The organism is Paenibacillus tritici (assembly GCF_018207515.1).
GTDB lineage: Bacteria > Bacillota > Bacilli > Paenibacillales > Paenibacillaceae > Paenibacillus_AQ > Paenibacillus_AQ tritici.
This window is the reverse complement of record NZ_CP073365.1, coordinates 6901927-6919807: the sequence shown is the minus strand read 5'-3', so window position 1 is coordinate 6919807 and position 17881 is coordinate 6901927. Positions and strand designations below refer to the sequence as shown.

Below are 17881 nucleotides of genomic sequence, written 5' to 3'. Positions count from 1 at the left end.
ATGTCAGTATTAAGATAGGCTCCATGTCTTTAGTTTGCTGAAATGTCAAGTGATATATTGTCGCCCGGTAAGCGCATGCCGCACGGCAGGTTTTTGCGAATTCCGTTCTCTATGTTCCTGTCACGGCGAAGGTCGCCGGGACAATAGATAATAGCGCATGAACTGTAGCCTGGTGACGTATAATACGCACGTTTTGGGCAAATCTATTGGATAAGGAGTATTTTGGCCGTGGATAGATGTGCTCTTTTTTCGAAAGATTTCGATAAGGGGCTTTTCTGTATTTATGGCTGAATCCTTGTGGTATGGTTCCATTATACGGGTCCAAACAAGGGTTCGCAATCAATTTTTAAGTGAGTAGACATGAGGGGTGAGTAAAGTTGGCAGGACATCTTGTTCAGTATGGTCGACGCACTCGGCGGAGCTATGCGAGAATTAACGAGGTACTCGAGGTCCCGAACCTGATCGAGATCCAACAAAAATCTTATGATTGGTTTTTGGAGGAAGGATTGCGGGAAATGTTCCAGGACATCTCGCCGATCCAGGATTTCACAGGGAATTTGGTGCTAGAGTTCATTGATTACAGCCTGGGTGAACCGAAATACACGGTTGACGACGCTAAAGAGCGGGACGTAACATATGCTGCTCCTCTGCGTGTGAAGGTGCGTCTCATCAATAAGGAGACCGGTGAGGTTAAAGAGCAGGAAGTGTTCATGGGAGATTTCCCTCTGATGACGGAAACCGGCACCTTTATTATCAATGGTGCAGAACGGGTTATTGTCAGCCAGTTGGTTCGCTCTCCAAGCGTCTATTTCAGCACAAAAGTGGATAAGAACGGCAAAAAAACTTACACCGCCACAGTAATTCCGAATCGCGGAGCCTGGCTGGAGCTGGAGACCGACGCTAAGGACATCATGTATGTCCGTATCGACCGGACTCGTAAGATCCCAGTTACGGTGCTCTTGCGTGCTCTGGGCTTCGGCAGTGATGCTGAAATTCTGGAACTGCTTGGCAATGATGAATATATTCGCAATACGCTGGATAAAGACAACACGGATTCCACGGAGAAGGCGCTTATCGAAATCTACGAGCGTCTGCGTCCGGGCGAACCCCCTACACTTGACAATGCCAAGAGCCTTCTGGTCGCGCGTTTCTTCGATCCGAAGCGTTATGATCTGGCCAATGTAGGCCGTTACAAAATTAACAAAAAGCTGCATATCAAGAATCGTCTGTTCAATCAGCGTCTGGCACAGCCTTTGGTTGATGAGTCTACAGGAGAAATCCTGGCAGAATCCGGTCAAATGGTAGACCGCCGCCTGCTTGATGAGCTGATTCCTTACTTTGAGAAAAATGTGGCTGCCAAAAACTACCGTGTAACCGGCGGGGTGATGGACAGTGAAGATATTCCGCTTCAGACCATTGACGTATTCTCGCCAATCGAAGAAGGCCGGATCATCAAGCTGATTGCCAATGGTAACATTGACAAATCGGTTAAGCATATTACTCAGGCTGATATTATATCCTCAATCAGCTACTTTATTAATCTGCTGCACGGTATCGGCAACACGGACGATATTGACCACTTGGGTAACCGCCGTCTGCGTTCTGTTGGCGAACTGCTGCAGAACCAGTTCCGTATCGGTTTGTCGCGTATGGAGCGCGTTGTCCGTGAGAGAATGTCGATCCAGGATGCCAACGCGATTACACCGCAGGCGCTGATCAACATCCGTCCGGTTATCGCGTCCATCAAAGAGTTCTTCGGCAGTTCGCAGCTGTCCCAGTTCATGGATCAGACGAACCCGCTTGCTGAGCTGACACACAAACGCCGTCTATCTGCACTCGGACCCGGCGGTCTGACGCGTGAACGCGCGGGCTTCGAAGTCCGCGACGTCCATCATAGCCACTACGGCCGTATGTGTCCTATCGAGACTCCAGAAGGCCCGAATATCGGTTTGATCAACTCCTTGTCCACCTTTGCCCGCATCAATGAATACGGCTTTATCGAAGCTCCGTATCGTTGGGTGGATCCGAAGACCGGCAAGGTTACGGAACAAATCGATTATCTGACTGCTGATGAAGAAGATAACTATGTAGTAGCACAGGCGAACGTATTGATTGATGAGCATGGCTCCTTTAAGGAAGATCAGGTTATCGTCCGTTATAACAAGGATTCAGACAACATCACTACGATGCCAAGTAACCGTGTAGACTACATGGACGTTTCTCCAAAACAGGTTGTATCTGTCGCTACGGCGCTCATTCCGTTCCTTGAGAACGATGACTCCAACCGCGCACTGATGGGATCGAACATGCAGCGTCAGGCCGTTCCGCTTCTCATTCCGAAGGCTCCGCTCGTAGGAACGGGGATGGAACACAAGTCTGCGAAAGACTCCGGTGTATGTATTGTCTCCAAATATGACGGTATTATCGAACGCTCCTCTGCCAATGAAATCTGGCTGCGCCGTGTTGAGGCAGTTGAAGGCAAAGAAGTCAAAGGCGATATCGTTAAATATAAATTACACAAATTCATGCGTTCTAACCAGGGTACCTGTATTAATCAGCGTCCACTGGCCAAGCGCGGTGACATCGTCAAAAAAGGTGATATCCTGGCAGACGGACCTTCCACAGAAATGGGCGAACTTGCGCTTGGCCGCAACGTAGTCGTTGCATTCATGACTTGGGAAGGCTACAACTACGAGGATGCGATCCTGCTGAGTGAGAAGCTGGTGAAGGAAGATGTATACACTTCGATTCACATCGAAGAATACGAATCTGAAGCCCGTGATACGAAGCTCGGACCTGAAGAAATCACACGTGATATTCCTAACGTCGGTGAAGAGGCGCTCCGTAATCTGGATGAGCGCGGAATCATCCGGATCGGTGCGGAAATCAATGCCGGTGACATTCTGGTAGGTAAGGTTACTCCGAAGGGGGTAACTGAGCTGACTGCTGAAGAGCGCCTGCTGCATGCGATCTTTGGTGAGAAGGCCCGTGAAGTTCGTGATACCTCCCTGCGCGTTCCGCATGGTAGTGATGGTATTATCGTTGATGTTAAAGTGTTCACCCGCGAGAACGGCGATGAGCTGCCTCCTGGCGTGAATCAACTGGTTCGTGTCTACATTGCCCAGAAGCGTAAGATTTCTGAAGGTGACAAGATGGCCGGACGTCACGGTAACAAGGGTGTCGTTGCCCGTATCCTGCCTGAAGAAGACATGCCGTTCCTTCCGGATGGCACGCCGGTACAGGTTGTCCTGAACCCGCTGGGCGTTCCTTCCCGTATGAACATCGGACAGGTGCTGGAAGTCCATATCGGTATGGCTGCACTGCGTCTGGGTATCCACGTGGCTACTCCGGTATTCGACGGAGCCCGTGAGTATGACGTATTCGATACGATGGAAGAAGCCGGTATGCAGCGTAATGGTAAGACTGTGCTGTATGACGGACGTACAGGCGAACGCTTCGAACGTGAAGTTACAGTCGGTGTCATGCACATGATCAAGCTGGCGCACATGGTTGACGATAAGATTCATGCCCGTTCTACAGGTCCTTACTCTCTCGTTACACAACAGCCACTGGGCGGTAAAGCTCAGTTCGGCGGACAGCGTTTCGGGGAGATGGAAGTGTGGGCGCTTGAAGCTTACGGCGCGGCTTATACACTGCAGGAGATTCTGACTGTGAAATCCGATGATGTGGTCGGCCGTGTCAAAACGTACGAATCCATTGTCAAAGGCGAAAACGTTCCAGAACCGGGTGTTCCGGAATCGTTCAAGGTATTGATCAAGGAACTGCAGTCACTTGGTATGGATGTCAAAATCCTTAGCGGTGACGAGCAGGAGATCGAGATGAAGGAACTGGACGATGAGGACGAGACGTCAAGCGACAAGCTGAGCCTCAATTTGGAAGGCACTGAAGTCGGCATAGAGTAGTACACCAGCAAGCCACTAATTTCATTACACAAAGGACCCGCCCTCTGTTGACGTAAGCGTCAAGAGAGGGCTGTGGTACTAAATCAGGATATAGGTTAAGGAGGGTTGCTCCTTGTTGGACGTTAACAATTTTGAATTTATGAAAATCGGGCTCGCTTCCCCGGAAAAAATTCGTTCTTGGTCCCGCGGAGAAGTAAAAAAACCGGAGACCATTAACTATCGTACTTTGAAACCGGAAAAAGAGGGTCTTTTTTGCGAACGTATTTTCGGACCGCAGAAGGACTGGGAATGTCATTGTGGTAAATACAAACGCGTTCGTTATAAAGGCGTTGTGTGCGACCGCTGCGGCGTAGAAGTTACCCGCGCTAAAGTCCGCCGCGAACGTATGGGCCACATCGAATTGGCAGCTCCGGTATCTCATATCTGGTATTTCAAAGGTATTCCTAGCCGCATGGGTCTGGCACTGGATATGTCTCCTAGATCGCTCGAAGAGATTATCTACTTTGCATCTTATGTTGTAACCGATCCGGGGGAAACTCCGCTGGAGAAGAAACAACTGCTGTCCGAGAAAGAATACCGCAGCTACCGTGAGAAATACGGCTACGGATTCCAGGCCGGTATGGGTGCGGAAGCTGTTAAAAAGCTGCTGCAGGATATCGACATTGATAAAGAGCTGGAATTCCTCAAAGAAGAGCTGCGTACGGCTCAAGGCCAGCGCCGCAACCGGGCGATCAAACGCCTGGAAGTTATTGAGGCCTTCCGCAACTCCGGCAACAAGCCTGACTGGATGATCATGGATGTACTCCCGGTTATACCTCCGGAGCTTCGTCCAATGGTTCAGCTCGATGGCGGCCGTTTTGCTACGTCTGACCTTAATGACCTGTACCGCCGTGTAATTAACCGGAACAACCGTCTGAAAAGACTGCTGGACCTCGGCGCTCCTGACATTATCGTTCAGAATGAGAAACGGATGCTTCAGGAAGCTGTGGATGCACTGATCGACAACGGCCGCCGCGGCCGTCCTGTAACAGGACCTGGTAACCGTCCGCTCAAATCCCTCAGCCACATGCTGAAAGGTAAACAGGGACGTTTCCGCCAGAACTTGCTCGGTAAGCGTGTTGACTATTCAGGACGTTCCGTTATCGTCGTAGGACCTTACCTGAAGATGTACCAATGCGGTCTTCCGAAGAAGATGGCACTGGAACTGTTCAAGCCGTTTGTAATGAAAGAACTGGTGAATAAAGGGCTTGCCCACAACATAAAGAGCGCGAAGCGTAAGGTTGAGCGCGTAAGTCCAGAAGTATGGGATGTGCTTGAAGAAGTAATCAGAGAGCATCCGGTTCTGCTGAACCGCGCCCCTACGCTGCACAGACTGGGTATCCAGGCGTTTGAACCGATTCTGGTAGAAGGTCACGCGATCCGTCTTCACCCGCTCGTATGTACGGCTTACAATGCCGACTTTGACGGTGACCAGATGGCGGTGCACGTTCCACTATCCGCAGAAGCTCAAGCAGAAGCCCGTATTCTCATGCTGGCATCCGGTAACATCCTTAACCCTAAAGATGGCAAGCCGGTTGTTACTCCTTCCCAGGATATGGTCCTTGGTACGTTCTACTTGACCATGGACAACAAGGAAGAAAAGGGTACAGGGATGATCCTGCGTACCGTGAACGAAGCAGTCTCCGCCTATCAGCGTGGAACGGCCGGTCTGCATGCACGTGTAGCTATTCCTGTTAAGGCTCTGGGCAAAACCTGCTTTACAGAAGCACAGCAAGGTGCAATGCTGATCACTACTGTGGGTAAGATTATCTTCAACGAAATCTATCCAAGCAGCTTCCCGTATATCAATGAAGCTACCAAAACCAACCTGCTGCAGGGTACACCTGAGAAGTATTTCATCTATGAAAAGGGCGCGGATATCCGTGAACTGATCATGGCTGCTCCTGAAGCCAGTGCCGTAGGTAAGGAATATCTGGGTCTCATTATCGCCCGCTGTTTCGAAACCTACCACACTACGAAGACTTCGGTGATTCTGGACAAAATTAAGCAGCTCGGCTTTACGTACTCCACACGTTCCGGTGTTACAGTTGCCGTATCGGATGTTATCGTGCCTGAGGAGAAAGCTACAATTCTTAAGGAATCCGAAGCTAAGGTTGATGTTGTGGCGAACCAATACCGCCGCGGTCTGATCACCAATGATGAGCGGTATGACCGTGTTATCGAAATTTGGTCAAAGACTAAGGATGATCTTACCAATGTGCTGCTTAAGTCGATGGACCGCTTCAATTCCATCATGCTCATGGTTGACTCCAAAGCGCGTGGTAACAAATCGCAGATTACCCAGCTCGGTGGTATGCGTGGACTGATGGCTACACCTTCGGGCCGAATCTTTGAATTGCCAATCAAAGCAAACTTCCGTGAAGGTCTGACCGTCCTAGAGTACTTTATCTCCACTCACGGAGCGCGTAAAGGTCTGGCCGATACAGCGCTGCGTACAGCGGATTCCGGGTACTTGACACGCCGTCTGGTCGATGTGGCGCAGGATGTCATTGTCCGCGAAGAAGATTGCGGTACCGATAAAGGCTTCACTGTCAGCCGGATTCAGGATGGCAAGGAAGTTATTGAGGATCTCTATGACCGTATTGAAGGCCGTTATTCCTTCGAAACTGTCCGTCATCCGGAGACCAAGGAAATCCTTGTTCACCGTAACGATCTGATTGACTCGGATAAGGCTGAAGAGATTGTCAACGCTGGTGTTACCAAGCTGCAGATCCGCTCTGTACTGAGCTGCCGTGCCCGTCACGGTGTCTGCAAGAAGTGCTACGGACGTAACCTGGCAACAGGTAAATTCGTGGAAATCGGTGAAGCTGTCGGTATTATTGCCGCACAATCCATCGGTGAACCGGGAACACAGCTTACCATGCGTACGTTCCATACCGGTGGTGTAGCCGGAGACGATATCACGCAAGGTTTGCCGCGTATCCAGGAGCTGTTTGAAGCCCGTAACCCTAAAGGCCAGGCGACAATCAGTGAGATTGACGGGGTAGTCAAGGAAATCCGTGAAACCAAGGACCGTCGTGAAATCGAAGTCCAGGGTGAAGCAGAGTCCAAGACGTATTCCATCACTTACGGCTCCCGTCTGCGTGTCAGCGAAGGCCAGGAGATTGAAGCCGGCGATGAGCTGACAGACGGTTCTATTGACCCTAAAGAAATGCTGCGTATCAAAGGGATCCGTGGGGTACAGAACTACATTCTGCAAGAAGTACAGCGTGTATACCGTAACCAGGGCGTTGAAATCAATGATAAGCACATTGAAGTTATGATTAAGCAGATGCTGCGCAAAATCCGGATTATCGATGCTGGAGATACCAGTCTCCTGCCTGGTGCTTTTGCGGATATTCATGAATATGAGGCAGCTAACAAGGAAGCTATTCTTGCTGGTAAAGAACCTGCAGTCGCCAAACCGGTTCTGCTTGGTATCACGAAGGCTTCCCTGGAGACAGACTCCTTCTTGTCTGCGGCTTCTTTCCAGGAAACTACCCGCGTCTTGACGGATGCAGCGATTAAGGGTAAAGTGGATAAGCTCTTGGGTCTGAAAGAAAATGTTATTATCGGTAAGCTGATTCCTGCAGGTACAGGCATGAATCGTTATCGTAATGTGAAGCTGAGCGATCCGAATGAAGAAAGCAAGCAAGCCGCTTTAGAAACGGTTCCAGCTGAATAATTGAATAATCATGGCATGGCATTGCTCGCGTCACGTAATCATCTTGCGTGACGCAGCTGTCTGCTATGAATATTAATAAATTTATTGTCGTTTTTCTTGACATCATGTGCTGTGGATGCTAATATGTCTAAGGTGCGTGAGTAGTCTTGTCATTCTTATTCAGTGGAGGTAATGGTTTTCATGACTGATGATAGAGGGTTACAGGATGCTCAGGTCAAGATCGGTTCCAAGCAAACCGTCAAGGCGGTGGAGTTGGGCCAAGCCGCAGAAGTCTATGTGGCAGAGGACGGAGATCAACGGCTTACTTCCAGAATTGTAATGCTTTGCAACAAACAAGGCGTGAAGGTCACTTATGTGGACACGATGCTGAATTTGGGCAAGGCCTGCGGTATAGAAGTTGGTGCTGCGATGGCAGCCGTCTTAAAACAATAGCAACAAGAGAACGTTTTTGTACCGGGGTACACTTCGGCAGCAAGGACTTTTCATTTGTCTTTTTATGAACCACCTGGGTCTGTGGACTTAGCGGTCATGAATTGACTATCATTTCAGGAAGGGGGTGGCACAACATGCCAACTATTAATCAACTGGTTCGTAAAGGCCGTCAAGCCAAAATCGAAAAATCTAAATCTCCCGCTCTTCAAAAAGGGTTCAACGCCCTCAAGCGTGAGGCTACAAATTTGAGCGCTCCGCAGAAACGCGGTGTGTGCACTCGTGTAGGCACAATGACTCCACGTAAACCAAACTCAGCACTTCGTAAGTATGCCCGTGTTCGTCTGACGAACCGTCTTGAGGTGACTGCTTACATTCCGGGTATCGGACACAACCTTCAAGAACACAGTGTAGTATTGCTGCGCGGAGGTAAAGTTAAGGACCTTGCAGGAGTTCGTTATCACATCGTTCGTGGTGCACTGGATACTGCAGGTGTTGCTAACCGGATGCAGGCTCGCTCCAAGTATGGTGCGAAACGTCCTAAAGCCAAGAAATAAGATAAGCCTATTTGAATAATAACCATTTAAGAAAGGGGGATATCCATGCCACGCAAAGGTCCAGTTACTAAGAGAGATGTATTGCCAGATCCATTGTATAATAGCAAGTTGGTTACTCGTTTGATCAACCGTATTATGCTGGGTGGTAAAAGAGGTGTCGCTCAAAGCATTTTGTACAATTCATTCAAGTTGATTCAGGAACGTACAGGTAAAGAGCCGATGGAAGTTTTTGAAGCTGCTATCAAGAATATCATGCCTGTATTGGAAGTTAAAGCTCGTCGTGTCGGCGGTGCTAACTACCAGGTACCTATCGAGGTTAAACCTGAAAGACGTACAGCTTTGGGATTACGTTGGCTTGTAAACTACTCACGCAACCGCGGTGAGAAGACTATGGAAGAGCGTTTGGCGGCTGAGATTATCGATGCTTCCAACAACACAGGCGCTTCCGTTAAGAAACGTGAAGATACACACAAAATGGCTGAAGCGAACAAAGCGTTTGCTCACTACCGCTGGTAGGATTACAGTCGTTCAAATAACTTCTATTTTGAAAGGAGATCCATTTCATGGCAAGAGAGTTCTCCTTAAAAAATACACGTAATATCGGGATCATGGCACATATTGATGCTGGTAAGACTACTACCACTGAGCGGATTCTTTTCTATTCAGGCCGTACGCACAAAATCGGTGAAGTTCACGAGGGTGCTGCTACAATGGACTGGATGGAGCAAGAGCAGGAGCGCGGAATTACGATTACTTCCGCTGCTACCACCGCTGCCTGGAAGGGTAACCGCGTTAATATCATTGATACCCCAGGACACGTTGACTTCACCGTTGAAGTTGAACGTTCCTTGCGTGTATTGGATGGGGCAGTAGGCGTATTCAGCGCCAAAGAAGGCGTTGAACCTCAGTCCGAGACTGTTTGGAGACAAGCTGACCGTTATAGTGTACCGCGGATCGCTTATGTCAACAAAATGGATATCATCGGCGCTGATTTTCTTAATGTAATTCAGTCTATGCGTGAGCGTTTGATGGCGAATGCAGTTGCTATTCAATTGCCGATCGGCGCAGAAAATGACTTCATTGGTATTATTGACCTGATTGAGCAAAAAGCTCATATGTTTAAAGACGATTTGGGTCAAAACATTGAAGTAACAGATATTCCTGCTGAGTATCTTGAGCAAGTTGAAGGACTTCGTCTCGAGTTGATCGAGAAGGTTGCCGAACTTGATGAAGAGCTTACTATGAAGTATCTTGAAGGTGAAGAAATTACAATTCCGGAAATCAAAGCTGCATTGCGCAAAGGCGTATGTGAAGTTAAGATTTTCCCTGTAATTGTTGGATCCTCCTACCGCAACAAAGGGGTTCAACTTATGTTGGACGCTGTTGTTGATTACTTGCCTTCACCTCTTGATGTTCCAGCTATTGTGGGTCATCATGATGATGGAACTGAAGGGGTTCGCCATTCTTCGGATGAAGAGCCGTTCTCAGCTTTGGCATTTAAAATCATGACAGACCCTTATGTAGGTAAGCTTACGTTCTTCCGTGTTTACTCTGGTGTTCTGGAGTCCGGATCGTACGTAGTGAATGCTACTAAGAACAAACGTGAGCGTATCGGTCGTATTCTACAAATGCACGCGAACAGCCGCCAAGAGATTTCCATTGTGTACTCTGGTGATATCGCTGCAGCTGTAGGATTGAAAGATACAAGCACGGGCGATACGCTGTGTGATGAGAAGAATCCAATTATTTTGGAATCCATGAACTTCCCTGATCCCGTTATCGAAATTGCAGTAGAACCAAAAACCAAAGCTGACCAAGATAAGCTCGGCGTTGCTCTCGGAAAGTTGACCGAAGAAGATCCAACTCTTCGTGCTCATACTGATGAAGAAACAGGCCAAACGATCTTGGCAGGTATGGGCGAGCTTCACTTGGATATTATTATTGATCGTATGCGCCGTGAATTCCACGTTGAGACTAACGTTGGTAAACCACAGGTAGCATATCGTGAAACATTCAATGCGCCTGCTCGCGTCGAAGGTAAATTCGTTCGTCAATCCGGCGGACGCGGTCAATACGGTCACGTATGGGTTGAATTCGAACCTCTCGAGGCTGGTACTGGCAACCAATTCGAAAGTAAGGTAGTCGGCGGTTCTGTACCTAGAGAATATGTCGCTCCTGCACTTGCGGGTATTGAAGAAGCTATGAAAAATGGTGTCATCGCAGGCTTCCCGCTTGTTGATGTTAAAGCCACTATTGTAGATGGTTCTTATCATGATGTTGACTCCAATGAAATGGCGTTTAAAGTTGCCGGATCATTGGCGCTTAAGGCTGCAAAAGACAAGTGTAAACCTGTTCTGCTTGAGCCAATCATGAAAGTGGAAGTAACTGTTCCTGAGGAATACATGGGCGATGTTATGGGAATGCTTAGTTCCCGTCGCGGTAAGATTGAAGGTATGGACTCCCGTGGTGGAGCTCAGATTATTCGGTCTAAGGTGCCTCTCTCCGAAATGTTCGGTTACTCTACAACACTTCGTTCCGGTACTCAAGGACGCGGCGTATTCTCAATGGAGCTTTCTCACTATGAAGAAGTTCCAAGAAGTATTGCAGAAGAAATCGCAGCCAAGAACAAAGGCGGAGAATAATTTAAAGTTTTTAACTTGCCGTCCGGGTATATCACATCAGTCACCTAAGAATTGCATGTAGGCGGGCGGCTCAAATATAAGGAACCCCACAATAAGGAGGAACTGTTCAAATGGCAAAGGCAAAGTTTGAACGTAACAAACCGCACGTTAACATCGGTACTATTGGTCACGTCGACCATGGTAAAACAACTCTGACTGCTGCAATCACTACTGTATTGTCCAAAAAATACGGTGGCGCTGCTGTAGCATTCGACCAAATTGATAAGGCTCCTGAAGAACGCGAACGTGGTATCACTATCTCCACTGCTCACGTTGAATATGAAACTCCTAACCGTCACTACGCTCACGTAGACTGCCCTGGACACGCCGACTATGTTAAAAACATGATCACTGGCGCAGCGCAAATGGACGGAGCTATCCTGGTTGTATCCGCAGCTGACGGCCCTATGCCACAGACTCGCGAGCACATCCTGCTGTCCCGTCAAGTAGGTGTTCCTTACATCGTCGTATTCCTGAACAAATGCGACATGGTTGAAGACGAAGAGTTGCTTGAACTGGTTGAAATGGAAGTTCGCGACTTGCTGAGCGAATACGACTTCCCAGGCGATGATACTCCAATCGTTCGTGGATCTGCTCGTGAAGCTCTGCAGAACCCTGATGGCGAGTATGCACAGAAGATCGTTGAAATGTTCGAAACGATCGACACATACATCCCTCTTCCAGAACGTCAGACTGACAAGCCTTTCTTGATGCCTGTCGAAGATGTATTCTCCATCACTGGCCGCGGTACTGTGGCAACTGGTCGCGTAGAACGCGGAACAGTTAAAGTCGGAGAAGAAATCGAAATCGTTGGTATTCACGAAGAAACTAAGAAGTCCGTAGTTACTGGCGTGGAAATGTTCCGTAAATTGCTTGACTCCGCTCAAGCTGGCGACAACATCGGCGCACTGCTTCGTGGTGTTGACCGTAACATGATCGAGCGTGGCCAAGTATTGGCTAAGCCGAACTCCGTTAAGCCACACACTGAGTTCACTGCTCAGATCTACGTTCTGACTAAAGAAGAAGGCGGACGTCACAAACCATTCTTCACTGGTTACCGTCCACAGTTCTACTTCCGTACAACTGACGTAACTGGCATCATCAACCTGCCAGAAGGTACTGAAATGGTTATGCCTGGTGACAACATCACTGTAACCGTTCAACTGATCTCCCCAATCGCTATTGAAGAAGGTACTAAATTCTCCATTCGCGAAGGCGGCCGTACAGTTGGTGCCGGTTCCGTAGCTTCCATCCAGAAGTAATTCGGATTCTATCCGTTAGGATAGACTGGAATACATTCAAGGCCCCTTCAAAGAAGGGGCCTTGTTTTATGTTGGCACAGGCCACAAAGACCGCTGCTCCAGAAGAGAAACGGTCTTTGTGTTTTTAAATCAAGTGATTTAGATTTCCTTCGCATAATCCGCACTAGGCAACTTGGATAATACCACATGCAGACTGGATGGGGATGAGCTATTGTTCGTATAGGCAAAGGACTCATCACCGGTGATATAAATGGTTTCCCCTTGGACCAAAGAGAATTCTTCTTCATTAACGTGAATGACTCCGTCTCCATGGAGGGCCAGGATATATACATCGGCGCCCGGATGCTTGTGAACAGGCAGCTTCTGCCCCGGCATGAAATTAAGCACGAATACAACACTTTCACCTTTTTGGAAAATGATTTTTTTCGTAAAGCGCTCCTCTTGATATTGTATTACCTCAGCTATGTTTTTCTTTTCCATTATCCATTCCCTGCTTTCTATAAATTAGTTTTGTTTAAAGCTTCACTTCGTACTCACAATGCTCATGACCTGTAACATTACATTTGATCTCTTTCACGGATACCCTGCGGCCAAGAATTTTGCACAGCGCGCCCTCAATAATAGCTCCCTCTAGATCACATACCATCTTCTCATCCTCAAGAGAGGGTAATCCTTTGCAGAAGCAGTCATCAACGGCAATATTAATCCTGCGTTCATCAGAATGGACAATCCGGGGAATCCCTATTTTGAGCTCCTCAAAAATATGCAGCAGCTCTTCAATAGACTGGACAGGCAAGCTCTCGCCGATCTTCCTGCCAATGGTGACAGTAGTTCCCTTTCCGCCTAACGGCAATCCCTGATTCATACCAATCAAACGTATGGTCCGAAAAAGCTCAAGGGGGACCATGTTCCCCAGAGTAGTTCTATCCATCTGGCGCATATCCTCGAAAGTGTATTGCAGCAAGTGCGTCAACTCCTTTTCTCTCTGTAAATCTATTGTATAGAACATGAGCAGGTTAATCCTTGATACAGATCAAGTTTTTAATAGGATTGTGCGCACAGTCACCCGGTGGACTTCAGAACCTTGATATGTTGGAAGGAGGAGTAGGAAGGGATGAAGGATGATGAATTGTAATACATGCAGCTCTCATGCCTGTGTACGTCAGGTTCCGGTATTCCGGAGCTTGTCTGACGAAGAATTAGTTATAATAGAATCTATTACAGAATCTCATGATTATAAAAAAGGCAGCCAGGTATGCAGAGAAGGGGAGCCGTCTGAAGCCTTGTTTGTGGTGAAGAGTGGACTCATCAAATTAACGAAGAACAGTAAAGAAGGGAAGCAGCATATTGTCCGTTTTCTTTTCCCGGGGGATTATTTCGGTCAGTTTGCCTTGCTTCACAATAAAAATAATGACGTAACGGCGGAGATTATTGAGAGCGGAGTGGTGTGCCGGATGCACCGTAAAGACTTCATTCCTCTGCTGGAGCAAAATGCGGGTCTTGCGTTCAGCTTCCTGATGTCTGTAAGTGAGCAGCTTCATATTGCGGAGGAGTCCGCGGGGGCTATGCATATGTTTGAAGTGGAGAAACGGCTAGCCCGGCTTCTGGTCTACTTGTATACGCGGAATCTAAATACTCCGGCTGTTACTGTGCAGGCCTTGAGACAATCCGTAGATTTGCCGTCTGCGCAAAAAGAAGTGGCTGCGATGATCGGTACAACCGCCGAAACGCTCAGCCGCAAGCTGAACAAGCTGGAAGCTCTGAAGATTATTGCGATGCACAAAAGAACCGTAAATATTCTGGAGATGGAAGCTCTGATTCAGATTGCAGAGATTAGCGATTAATTGATATTTGTAATGATGAACTACTTATATATAGTAGAAAAACATCAATTCGAGCGCTTGAAAGCATCTTTTTCAACGAAAAGTGTGCTTTTTTAATTATATTTCGGAAAAATCTCATTTGTTTCGCAAATGCTCTTGCAATATAGCCGCCTATTATATATAATAATAAATGTTGTTCTGAGACGTTGCGATGATGTGAGAGGTTACTGACACACCCGGCCCCTTTGCCATGAGGTCGACGTCAGAAAATTTTCACGGAGTATGTCCGATAATAAATTGGGCGATAGAAGGAGGGACTAAAATGGCAAAGCAAAAAATTCGTATTCGCTTGAAAGCATACGACCACAGAATTCTTGATCAATCCGCAGAGAAGATCGTTGAAACAGCAAAACGTTCGGGTGCTGGTGTATCCGGGCCGATCCCGCTGCCAACTGAGAAGCAAATCATTACCATTCTCCGTGCGGTACACAAGTACAAGGATTCCCGTGAACAGTTTGAGCAACGGACTCACAAACGTTTGATCGATATTGTGAACCCAACACCACAAACTGTGGATGCCTTGATGCGCTTGGATCTACCGTCCGGTGTAGATATCGAAATCAAATTGTAATTCATCATTAAGCAACTAGGAAAAGAAAAGAGGTGTCAACATTGAAAGGTATCTTAGGAAAAAAACTCGGTATGACTCAAGTGTTTACTCCAGAAGGTAACGTAATTGCAGTTTCTGTTATCGAAGCTGGACCTTGTGTGGTACTGCAAAAGAAAGACCTGAATATCGACGGATATGAAGCAGTGCAGTTGGGCTTTTCCGACAAAAAGGAAAGTCGCTCCAACAAGCCTGAACAGGGTCACGCCAAAAAGGCAAATGCAACACCTAAGCGCTACGTTCGCGAAATTCGCGGTGTTGACCTCGGGTCACTCGAGGTTGGACAAGAGCTTAAGGCTGACATCTTCGCTGAAGGCGAATTTGTTGACGTAACAGGTACTTCGAAGGGTAAAGGCTTCCAGGGTAACATCAAACGCTGGGGACAAAGCCGCGGACCAATGGCACACGGATCGCGTTACCACAGAAGACCGGGCTCGATGGGTTCCATCCAGGCTAACCGTGTTCCTAAGGGCAAACGCCTGCCAGGACATATGGGTCACACGACCGTAACGGTTCAAAAGCTTGAAATCATCCGAGTTGACGTAGAACGTAATGTACTGCTGGTTAAAGGCGCTATTCCAGGTCCTAAGAACAGCTTCGTGAAAGTTAAACAAACCGTTAAGAAATAATTACTGAAGAAAGGAGGAACATGAAATGCCAAAAGTAACACTTTTCAATACTAGTGGTAACGAAGTTGGCGAAGTTGAACTGAGTGATTCAGTTTTCGGTATTGAACCGAACGTACATGTGCTGCATGAAGCTGCACTTATGCAAAGAGCTTCCCTTCGTCGTGGTACACACAAAGTAAAAGGACGCTCTGAAGTGCGTGGCGGCGGACGTAAGCCTTGGAAACAAAAAGGTACAGGTCGTGCTCGTCAAGGCTCTATTCGTTCTCCACAATGGAAAGGCGGCGGCGTAGTCTTCGGACCAACTCCACGCAGCTATTCCTGGAAATTGCCTAAGAAGGTTCGCCGGTTGGCCATCAAATCCGCGTTGTCCTCAAAAGTACTTGAGAATGACATCATCGTATTGGATAGCTTGACTATGAATGCTCCGAAGACGAAAGAATTCGCAGCTATTCTGAACAACCTTAAAGTGGGCAGCAAAGCCCTGATCGTAGCTCCTAGCTATGATGACAACGTAGCACTTTCCGCTCGTAACATCCCTGGGGTGAAATTCGTAGCGGCTGACGGCATCAATGTTCTTGACGTACTGACGTACGACAAACTGATCATCACTAAAGAAGCAGTTCTGAAGGTAGAGGAGGTGTTCGCGTAATGAAAGATCCTCGTGATATAATCAAGCGTCCAGTGATTACGGAACGCACATCCGAATACATGAGCGAACTGAAGTACGCTTTTGAAGTGGATATCCGTGCTAACAAGACCGAAATCAAAAAAGCTGTCGAGGCTATTTTTAAAGTTAAAGTTGTTAGTGTGAACACAATGCGCGTACCTGGTAAACTGAAGCGTTACGGCAAATATTCCGGTTACACTCCGGAGTGGAAAAAAGCCATCGTTAAGCTTAGCCCGGACAGCAAGCCGCTTGAATTCTTTGAAGCGGTAGAATAATACTCTTAAAGTAAGGAGGAAACTATAGTGCCAATCAAAAAGTACAAACCGACCTCTCCGGCAAGACGCAACATGTCTGTGTCTACGTTTGAAGAAATTACAACAAACCAGCCAGAGAAATCGTTGCTCGCTCCGCTGTTCAAACATGCGGGACGTAACAACCAAGGTAAAATTACGGTTCGTCACCACGGCGGCGGACACAAACGTAAATACCGCATTATCGACTTCAAACGGACTAAAGACGGCATACCAGGTAGCGTTGCTACAATCGAGTATGACCCGAACCGTACTTCCAATATTGCTTTGATCCACTATGCTGATGGAGAGAAACGTTATATCATCGCTCCTAAAGGCCTTAAAGTTGGGGATAAAGTTGAGTCTGGCCCTGCTGCAGACATCAAAATTGGTAACAGCCTTCCGCTGATCAACATCCCGGTAGGTACAGTTATCCACAACATCGAGCTGAAACCTGGCAAAGGCGGACAACTGGTTCGTGCTGCTGGTACAGAAGCTCAGTTGCTTGGTAAAGAAGATAAATATGTATCCGTTCGTTTGAACTCCGGTGAAGTTCGCAGAATCCTCAGCGTATGCCGTGCAACTATCGGTGCCGTAGGTAACGGAGATCATGAATTGATCAAGATTGGTAAAGCCGGACGCAGCCGCTGGCTCGGACGTCGTCCTGAAGTACGCGGTGTTGTCATGAACCCTAACGATCACCCACACGGTGGTGGTGAAGGCCGCGCTCCAATCGGACGGAAATCGCCAATGTCACCTTGGGGCAAACCAACCCTTGGCTACAAAACGCGTAAGAAAAACAAAGCTTCTGATAAATACATCGTTCGTCGCCGCACAAAATAAGACGCTTCAGGCAAGTTAGCTAAGCGCGAAGCGTCGATTCGCGGTTTGAAGAACCGGATGAAGGGAGGATTCACACATGGGTCGCAGTTTAAAAAAGGGGCCGTTCATTGATGGCTACCTGCTGAAAAAAGTTGAGGACTTGAACGAGACAGACAAGAAAGTTGTAGTAAAAACCTGGTCCCGTCGCTCAACCATTTTCCCTCAGTTTATCGGACATACGTTTGGTGTATATGACGGCCGCAAACACGTGCCTGTATACGTAACAGAAGATATGGTAGGTCACAAGTTGGGCGAGTTCGCGCCAACACGTACTTACAAAGGCCATGCGGGTGACGATAAGAAAACCAGAAGATAATTAACGTCTTCGTTTGAGAGGAGGGAAAACA

At 47.8% G+C, this 17881-nt stretch carries 16 protein-coding genes; 14 read left to right on the top strand and 2 right to left on the bottom strand.

Going from position 1 to position 17881, the window contains the following annotated elements:
• The first annotated feature begins 377 nt into the window (after window positions 1-377).
• The 7 genes from rpoB to tuf all read left to right on the top strand — a co-directional run bounded on the left by rpoB (window position 378) and on the right by tuf (window position 12576).
• Window positions 378-3923 (top strand): DNA-directed RNA polymerase subunit beta, encoded by a 3546-nt coding sequence (rpoB, locus tag KDC22_RS29815; RefSeq protein WP_173140456.1) that lies wholly within the window; start codon window positions 378-380, stop codon window positions 3921-3923.
• Between the two features lie 112 nt (window positions 3924-4035).
• Window positions 4036-7647, top strand: coding sequence for a DNA-directed RNA polymerase subunit beta' (gene rpoC / locus KDC22_RS29810; RefSeq protein ID WP_173140458.1), 3612 nt, complete (start codon window positions 4036-4038; stop codon window positions 7645-7647).
• A gap of 180 nt (window positions 7648-7827) precedes the next feature.
• The gene (locus KDC22_RS29805) at window positions 7828-8079 is read left to right on the top strand and encodes a ribosomal L7Ae/L30e/S12e/Gadd45 family protein (protein ID WP_036692367.1); all 252 of its coding nucleotides are present in this window, start codon (window positions 7828-7830) and stop codon (window positions 8077-8079) included.
• A gap of 134 nt (window positions 8080-8213) precedes the next feature.
• The gene (rpsL, locus tag KDC22_RS29800; protein WP_020427075.1) at window positions 8214-8633 is read left to right on the top strand and encodes a 30S ribosomal protein S12; all 420 of its coding nucleotides are present in this window, start codon (window positions 8214-8216) and stop codon (window positions 8631-8633) included.
• A 45-nt stretch (window positions 8634-8678) separates the two neighbouring features.
• A complete protein-coding gene (gene rpsG, locus KDC22_RS29795) occupies window positions 8679-9149 on the top strand; it encodes a 30S ribosomal protein S7 (protein ID WP_020427074.1) in 471 nt (156 codons plus the stop codon).
• Window positions 9150-9196: 47 nt separating this feature from the next.
• Complete coding sequence (fusA, locus tag KDC22_RS29790) at window positions 9197-11275, top strand: elongation factor G (RefSeq protein ID WP_173140460.1); 2079 nt, start codon at window positions 9197-9199, stop codon at window positions 11273-11275.
• Window positions 11276-11385: 110 nt separating this feature from the next.
• Complete coding sequence (gene tuf, locus KDC22_RS29785) at window positions 11386-12576, top strand: elongation factor Tu (protein WP_173140462.1); 1191 nt, start codon at window positions 11386-11388, stop codon at window positions 12574-12576.
• A gap of 138 nt (window positions 12577-12714) precedes the next feature.
• Here tuf and KDC22_RS29780 read toward each other — a convergent pair whose 3' ends face one another.
• The gene (locus tag KDC22_RS29780; protein ID WP_173140464.1) at window positions 12715-13056 is read right to left on the bottom strand and encodes a cupin domain-containing protein; all 342 of its coding nucleotides are present in this window, start codon (window positions 13054-13056) and stop codon (window positions 12715-12717) included.
• A 34-nt stretch (window positions 13057-13090) separates the two neighbouring features.
• A complete protein-coding gene (locus KDC22_RS29775; RefSeq protein WP_246553800.1) occupies window positions 13091-13441 on the bottom strand; it encodes a V4R domain-containing protein in 351 nt (116 codons plus the stop codon).
• A 256-nt stretch (window positions 13442-13697) separates the two neighbouring features.
• Here KDC22_RS29775 and KDC22_RS29770 point away from each other — a divergent pair, with 256 nt between their 5' ends.
• The 7 genes from KDC22_RS29770 to rpsS all read left to right on the top strand — a co-directional run bounded on the left by KDC22_RS29770 (window position 13698) and on the right by rpsS (window position 17850).
• Complete coding sequence (locus KDC22_RS29770; RefSeq protein WP_211721267.1) at window positions 13698-14420, top strand: Crp/Fnr family transcriptional regulator; 723 nt, start codon at window positions 13698-13700, stop codon at window positions 14418-14420.
• Window positions 14421-14721: 301 nt separating this feature from the next.
• Complete coding sequence (gene rpsJ, locus KDC22_RS29765) at window positions 14722-15030, top strand: 30S ribosomal protein S10 (protein WP_017692074.1); 309 nt, start codon at window positions 14722-14724, stop codon at window positions 15028-15030.
• A 41-nt stretch (window positions 15031-15071) separates the two neighbouring features.
• Window positions 15072-15695 (top strand): 50S ribosomal protein L3, encoded by a 624-nt coding sequence (gene rplC / locus KDC22_RS29760; RefSeq protein ID WP_036721840.1) that lies wholly within the window; start codon window positions 15072-15074, stop codon window positions 15693-15695.
• 25 nt (window positions 15696-15720) lie between these two features.
• Window positions 15721-16344 (top strand): 50S ribosomal protein L4, encoded by a 624-nt coding sequence (rplD, locus tag KDC22_RS29755; protein WP_173140470.1) that lies wholly within the window; start codon window positions 15721-15723, stop codon window positions 16342-16344.
• A complete protein-coding gene (gene rplW, locus KDC22_RS29750) occupies window positions 16344-16637 on the top strand; it encodes a 50S ribosomal protein L23 (protein ID WP_019908225.1) in 294 nt (97 codons plus the stop codon). The genes rplD and rplW overlap by 1 nt, the downstream gene beginning before the upstream one ends.
• 27 nt (window positions 16638-16664) lie before the next feature.
• Window positions 16665-17495 (top strand): 50S ribosomal protein L2, encoded by an 831-nt coding sequence (gene rplB, locus KDC22_RS29745; RefSeq protein ID WP_173140472.1) that lies wholly within the window; start codon window positions 16665-16667, stop codon window positions 17493-17495.
• A gap of 76 nt (window positions 17496-17571) precedes the next feature.
• Window positions 17572-17850, top strand: coding sequence for a 30S ribosomal protein S19 (rpsS, locus tag KDC22_RS29740; RefSeq protein WP_036692395.1), 279 nt, complete (start codon window positions 17572-17574; stop codon window positions 17848-17850).
• The last annotated feature ends 31 nt before the right edge of the window (window positions 17851-17881 follow it).

Excerpts from the sequence above, each read along its gene's own strand:
- KDC22_RS29770 (WP_211721267.1), top strand. The coding sequence starts at position 13,698 with ATGATGAATTGTAATACATGCAGCTCTCATGCCTGTGTACGTCAGGTT.
- KDC22_RS29805 (WP_036692367.1), top strand. The coding sequence starts at position 7,828 with ATGACTGATGATAGAGGGTTACAGGATGCTCAGGTCAAGATCGGTTCC.
- KDC22_RS29780 (WP_173140464.1), bottom strand. The coding sequence starts at position 13,056 with ATGGAAAAGAAAAACATAGCTGAGGTAATACAATATCAAGAGGAGCGC.
- KDC22_RS29775 (WP_246553800.1), bottom strand. The coding sequence starts at position 13,441 with ATGAATCAGGGATTGCCGTTAGGCGGAAAGGGAACTACTGTCACCATT.
- tuf (WP_173140462.1), top strand. The coding sequence starts at position 11,386 with ATGGCAAAGGCAAAGTTTGAACGTAACAAACCGCACGTTAACATCGGT.
- fusA (WP_173140460.1), top strand. The coding sequence starts at position 9,197 with ATGGCAAGAGAGTTCTCCTTAAAAAATACACGTAATATCGGGATCATG.
- rplW (WP_019908225.1), top strand. The coding sequence starts at position 16,344 with ATGAAAGATCCTCGTGATATAATCAAGCGTCCAGTGATTACGGAACGC.
- rpsS (WP_036692395.1), top strand. The coding sequence starts at position 17,572 with ATGGGTCGCAGTTTAAAAAAGGGGCCGTTCATTGATGGCTACCTGCTG.
- rplD (WP_173140470.1), top strand. The coding sequence starts at position 15,721 with ATGCCAAAAGTAACACTTTTCAATACTAGTGGTAACGAAGTTGGCGAA.
- rpsL (WP_020427075.1), top strand. The coding sequence starts at position 8,214 with ATGCCAACTATTAATCAACTGGTTCGTAAAGGCCGTCAAGCCAAAATC.
- rpsG (WP_020427074.1), top strand. The coding sequence starts at position 8,679 with ATGCCACGCAAAGGTCCAGTTACTAAGAGAGATGTATTGCCAGATCCA.
- rpsJ (WP_017692074.1), top strand. The coding sequence starts at position 14,722 with ATGGCAAAGCAAAAAATTCGTATTCGCTTGAAAGCATACGACCACAGA.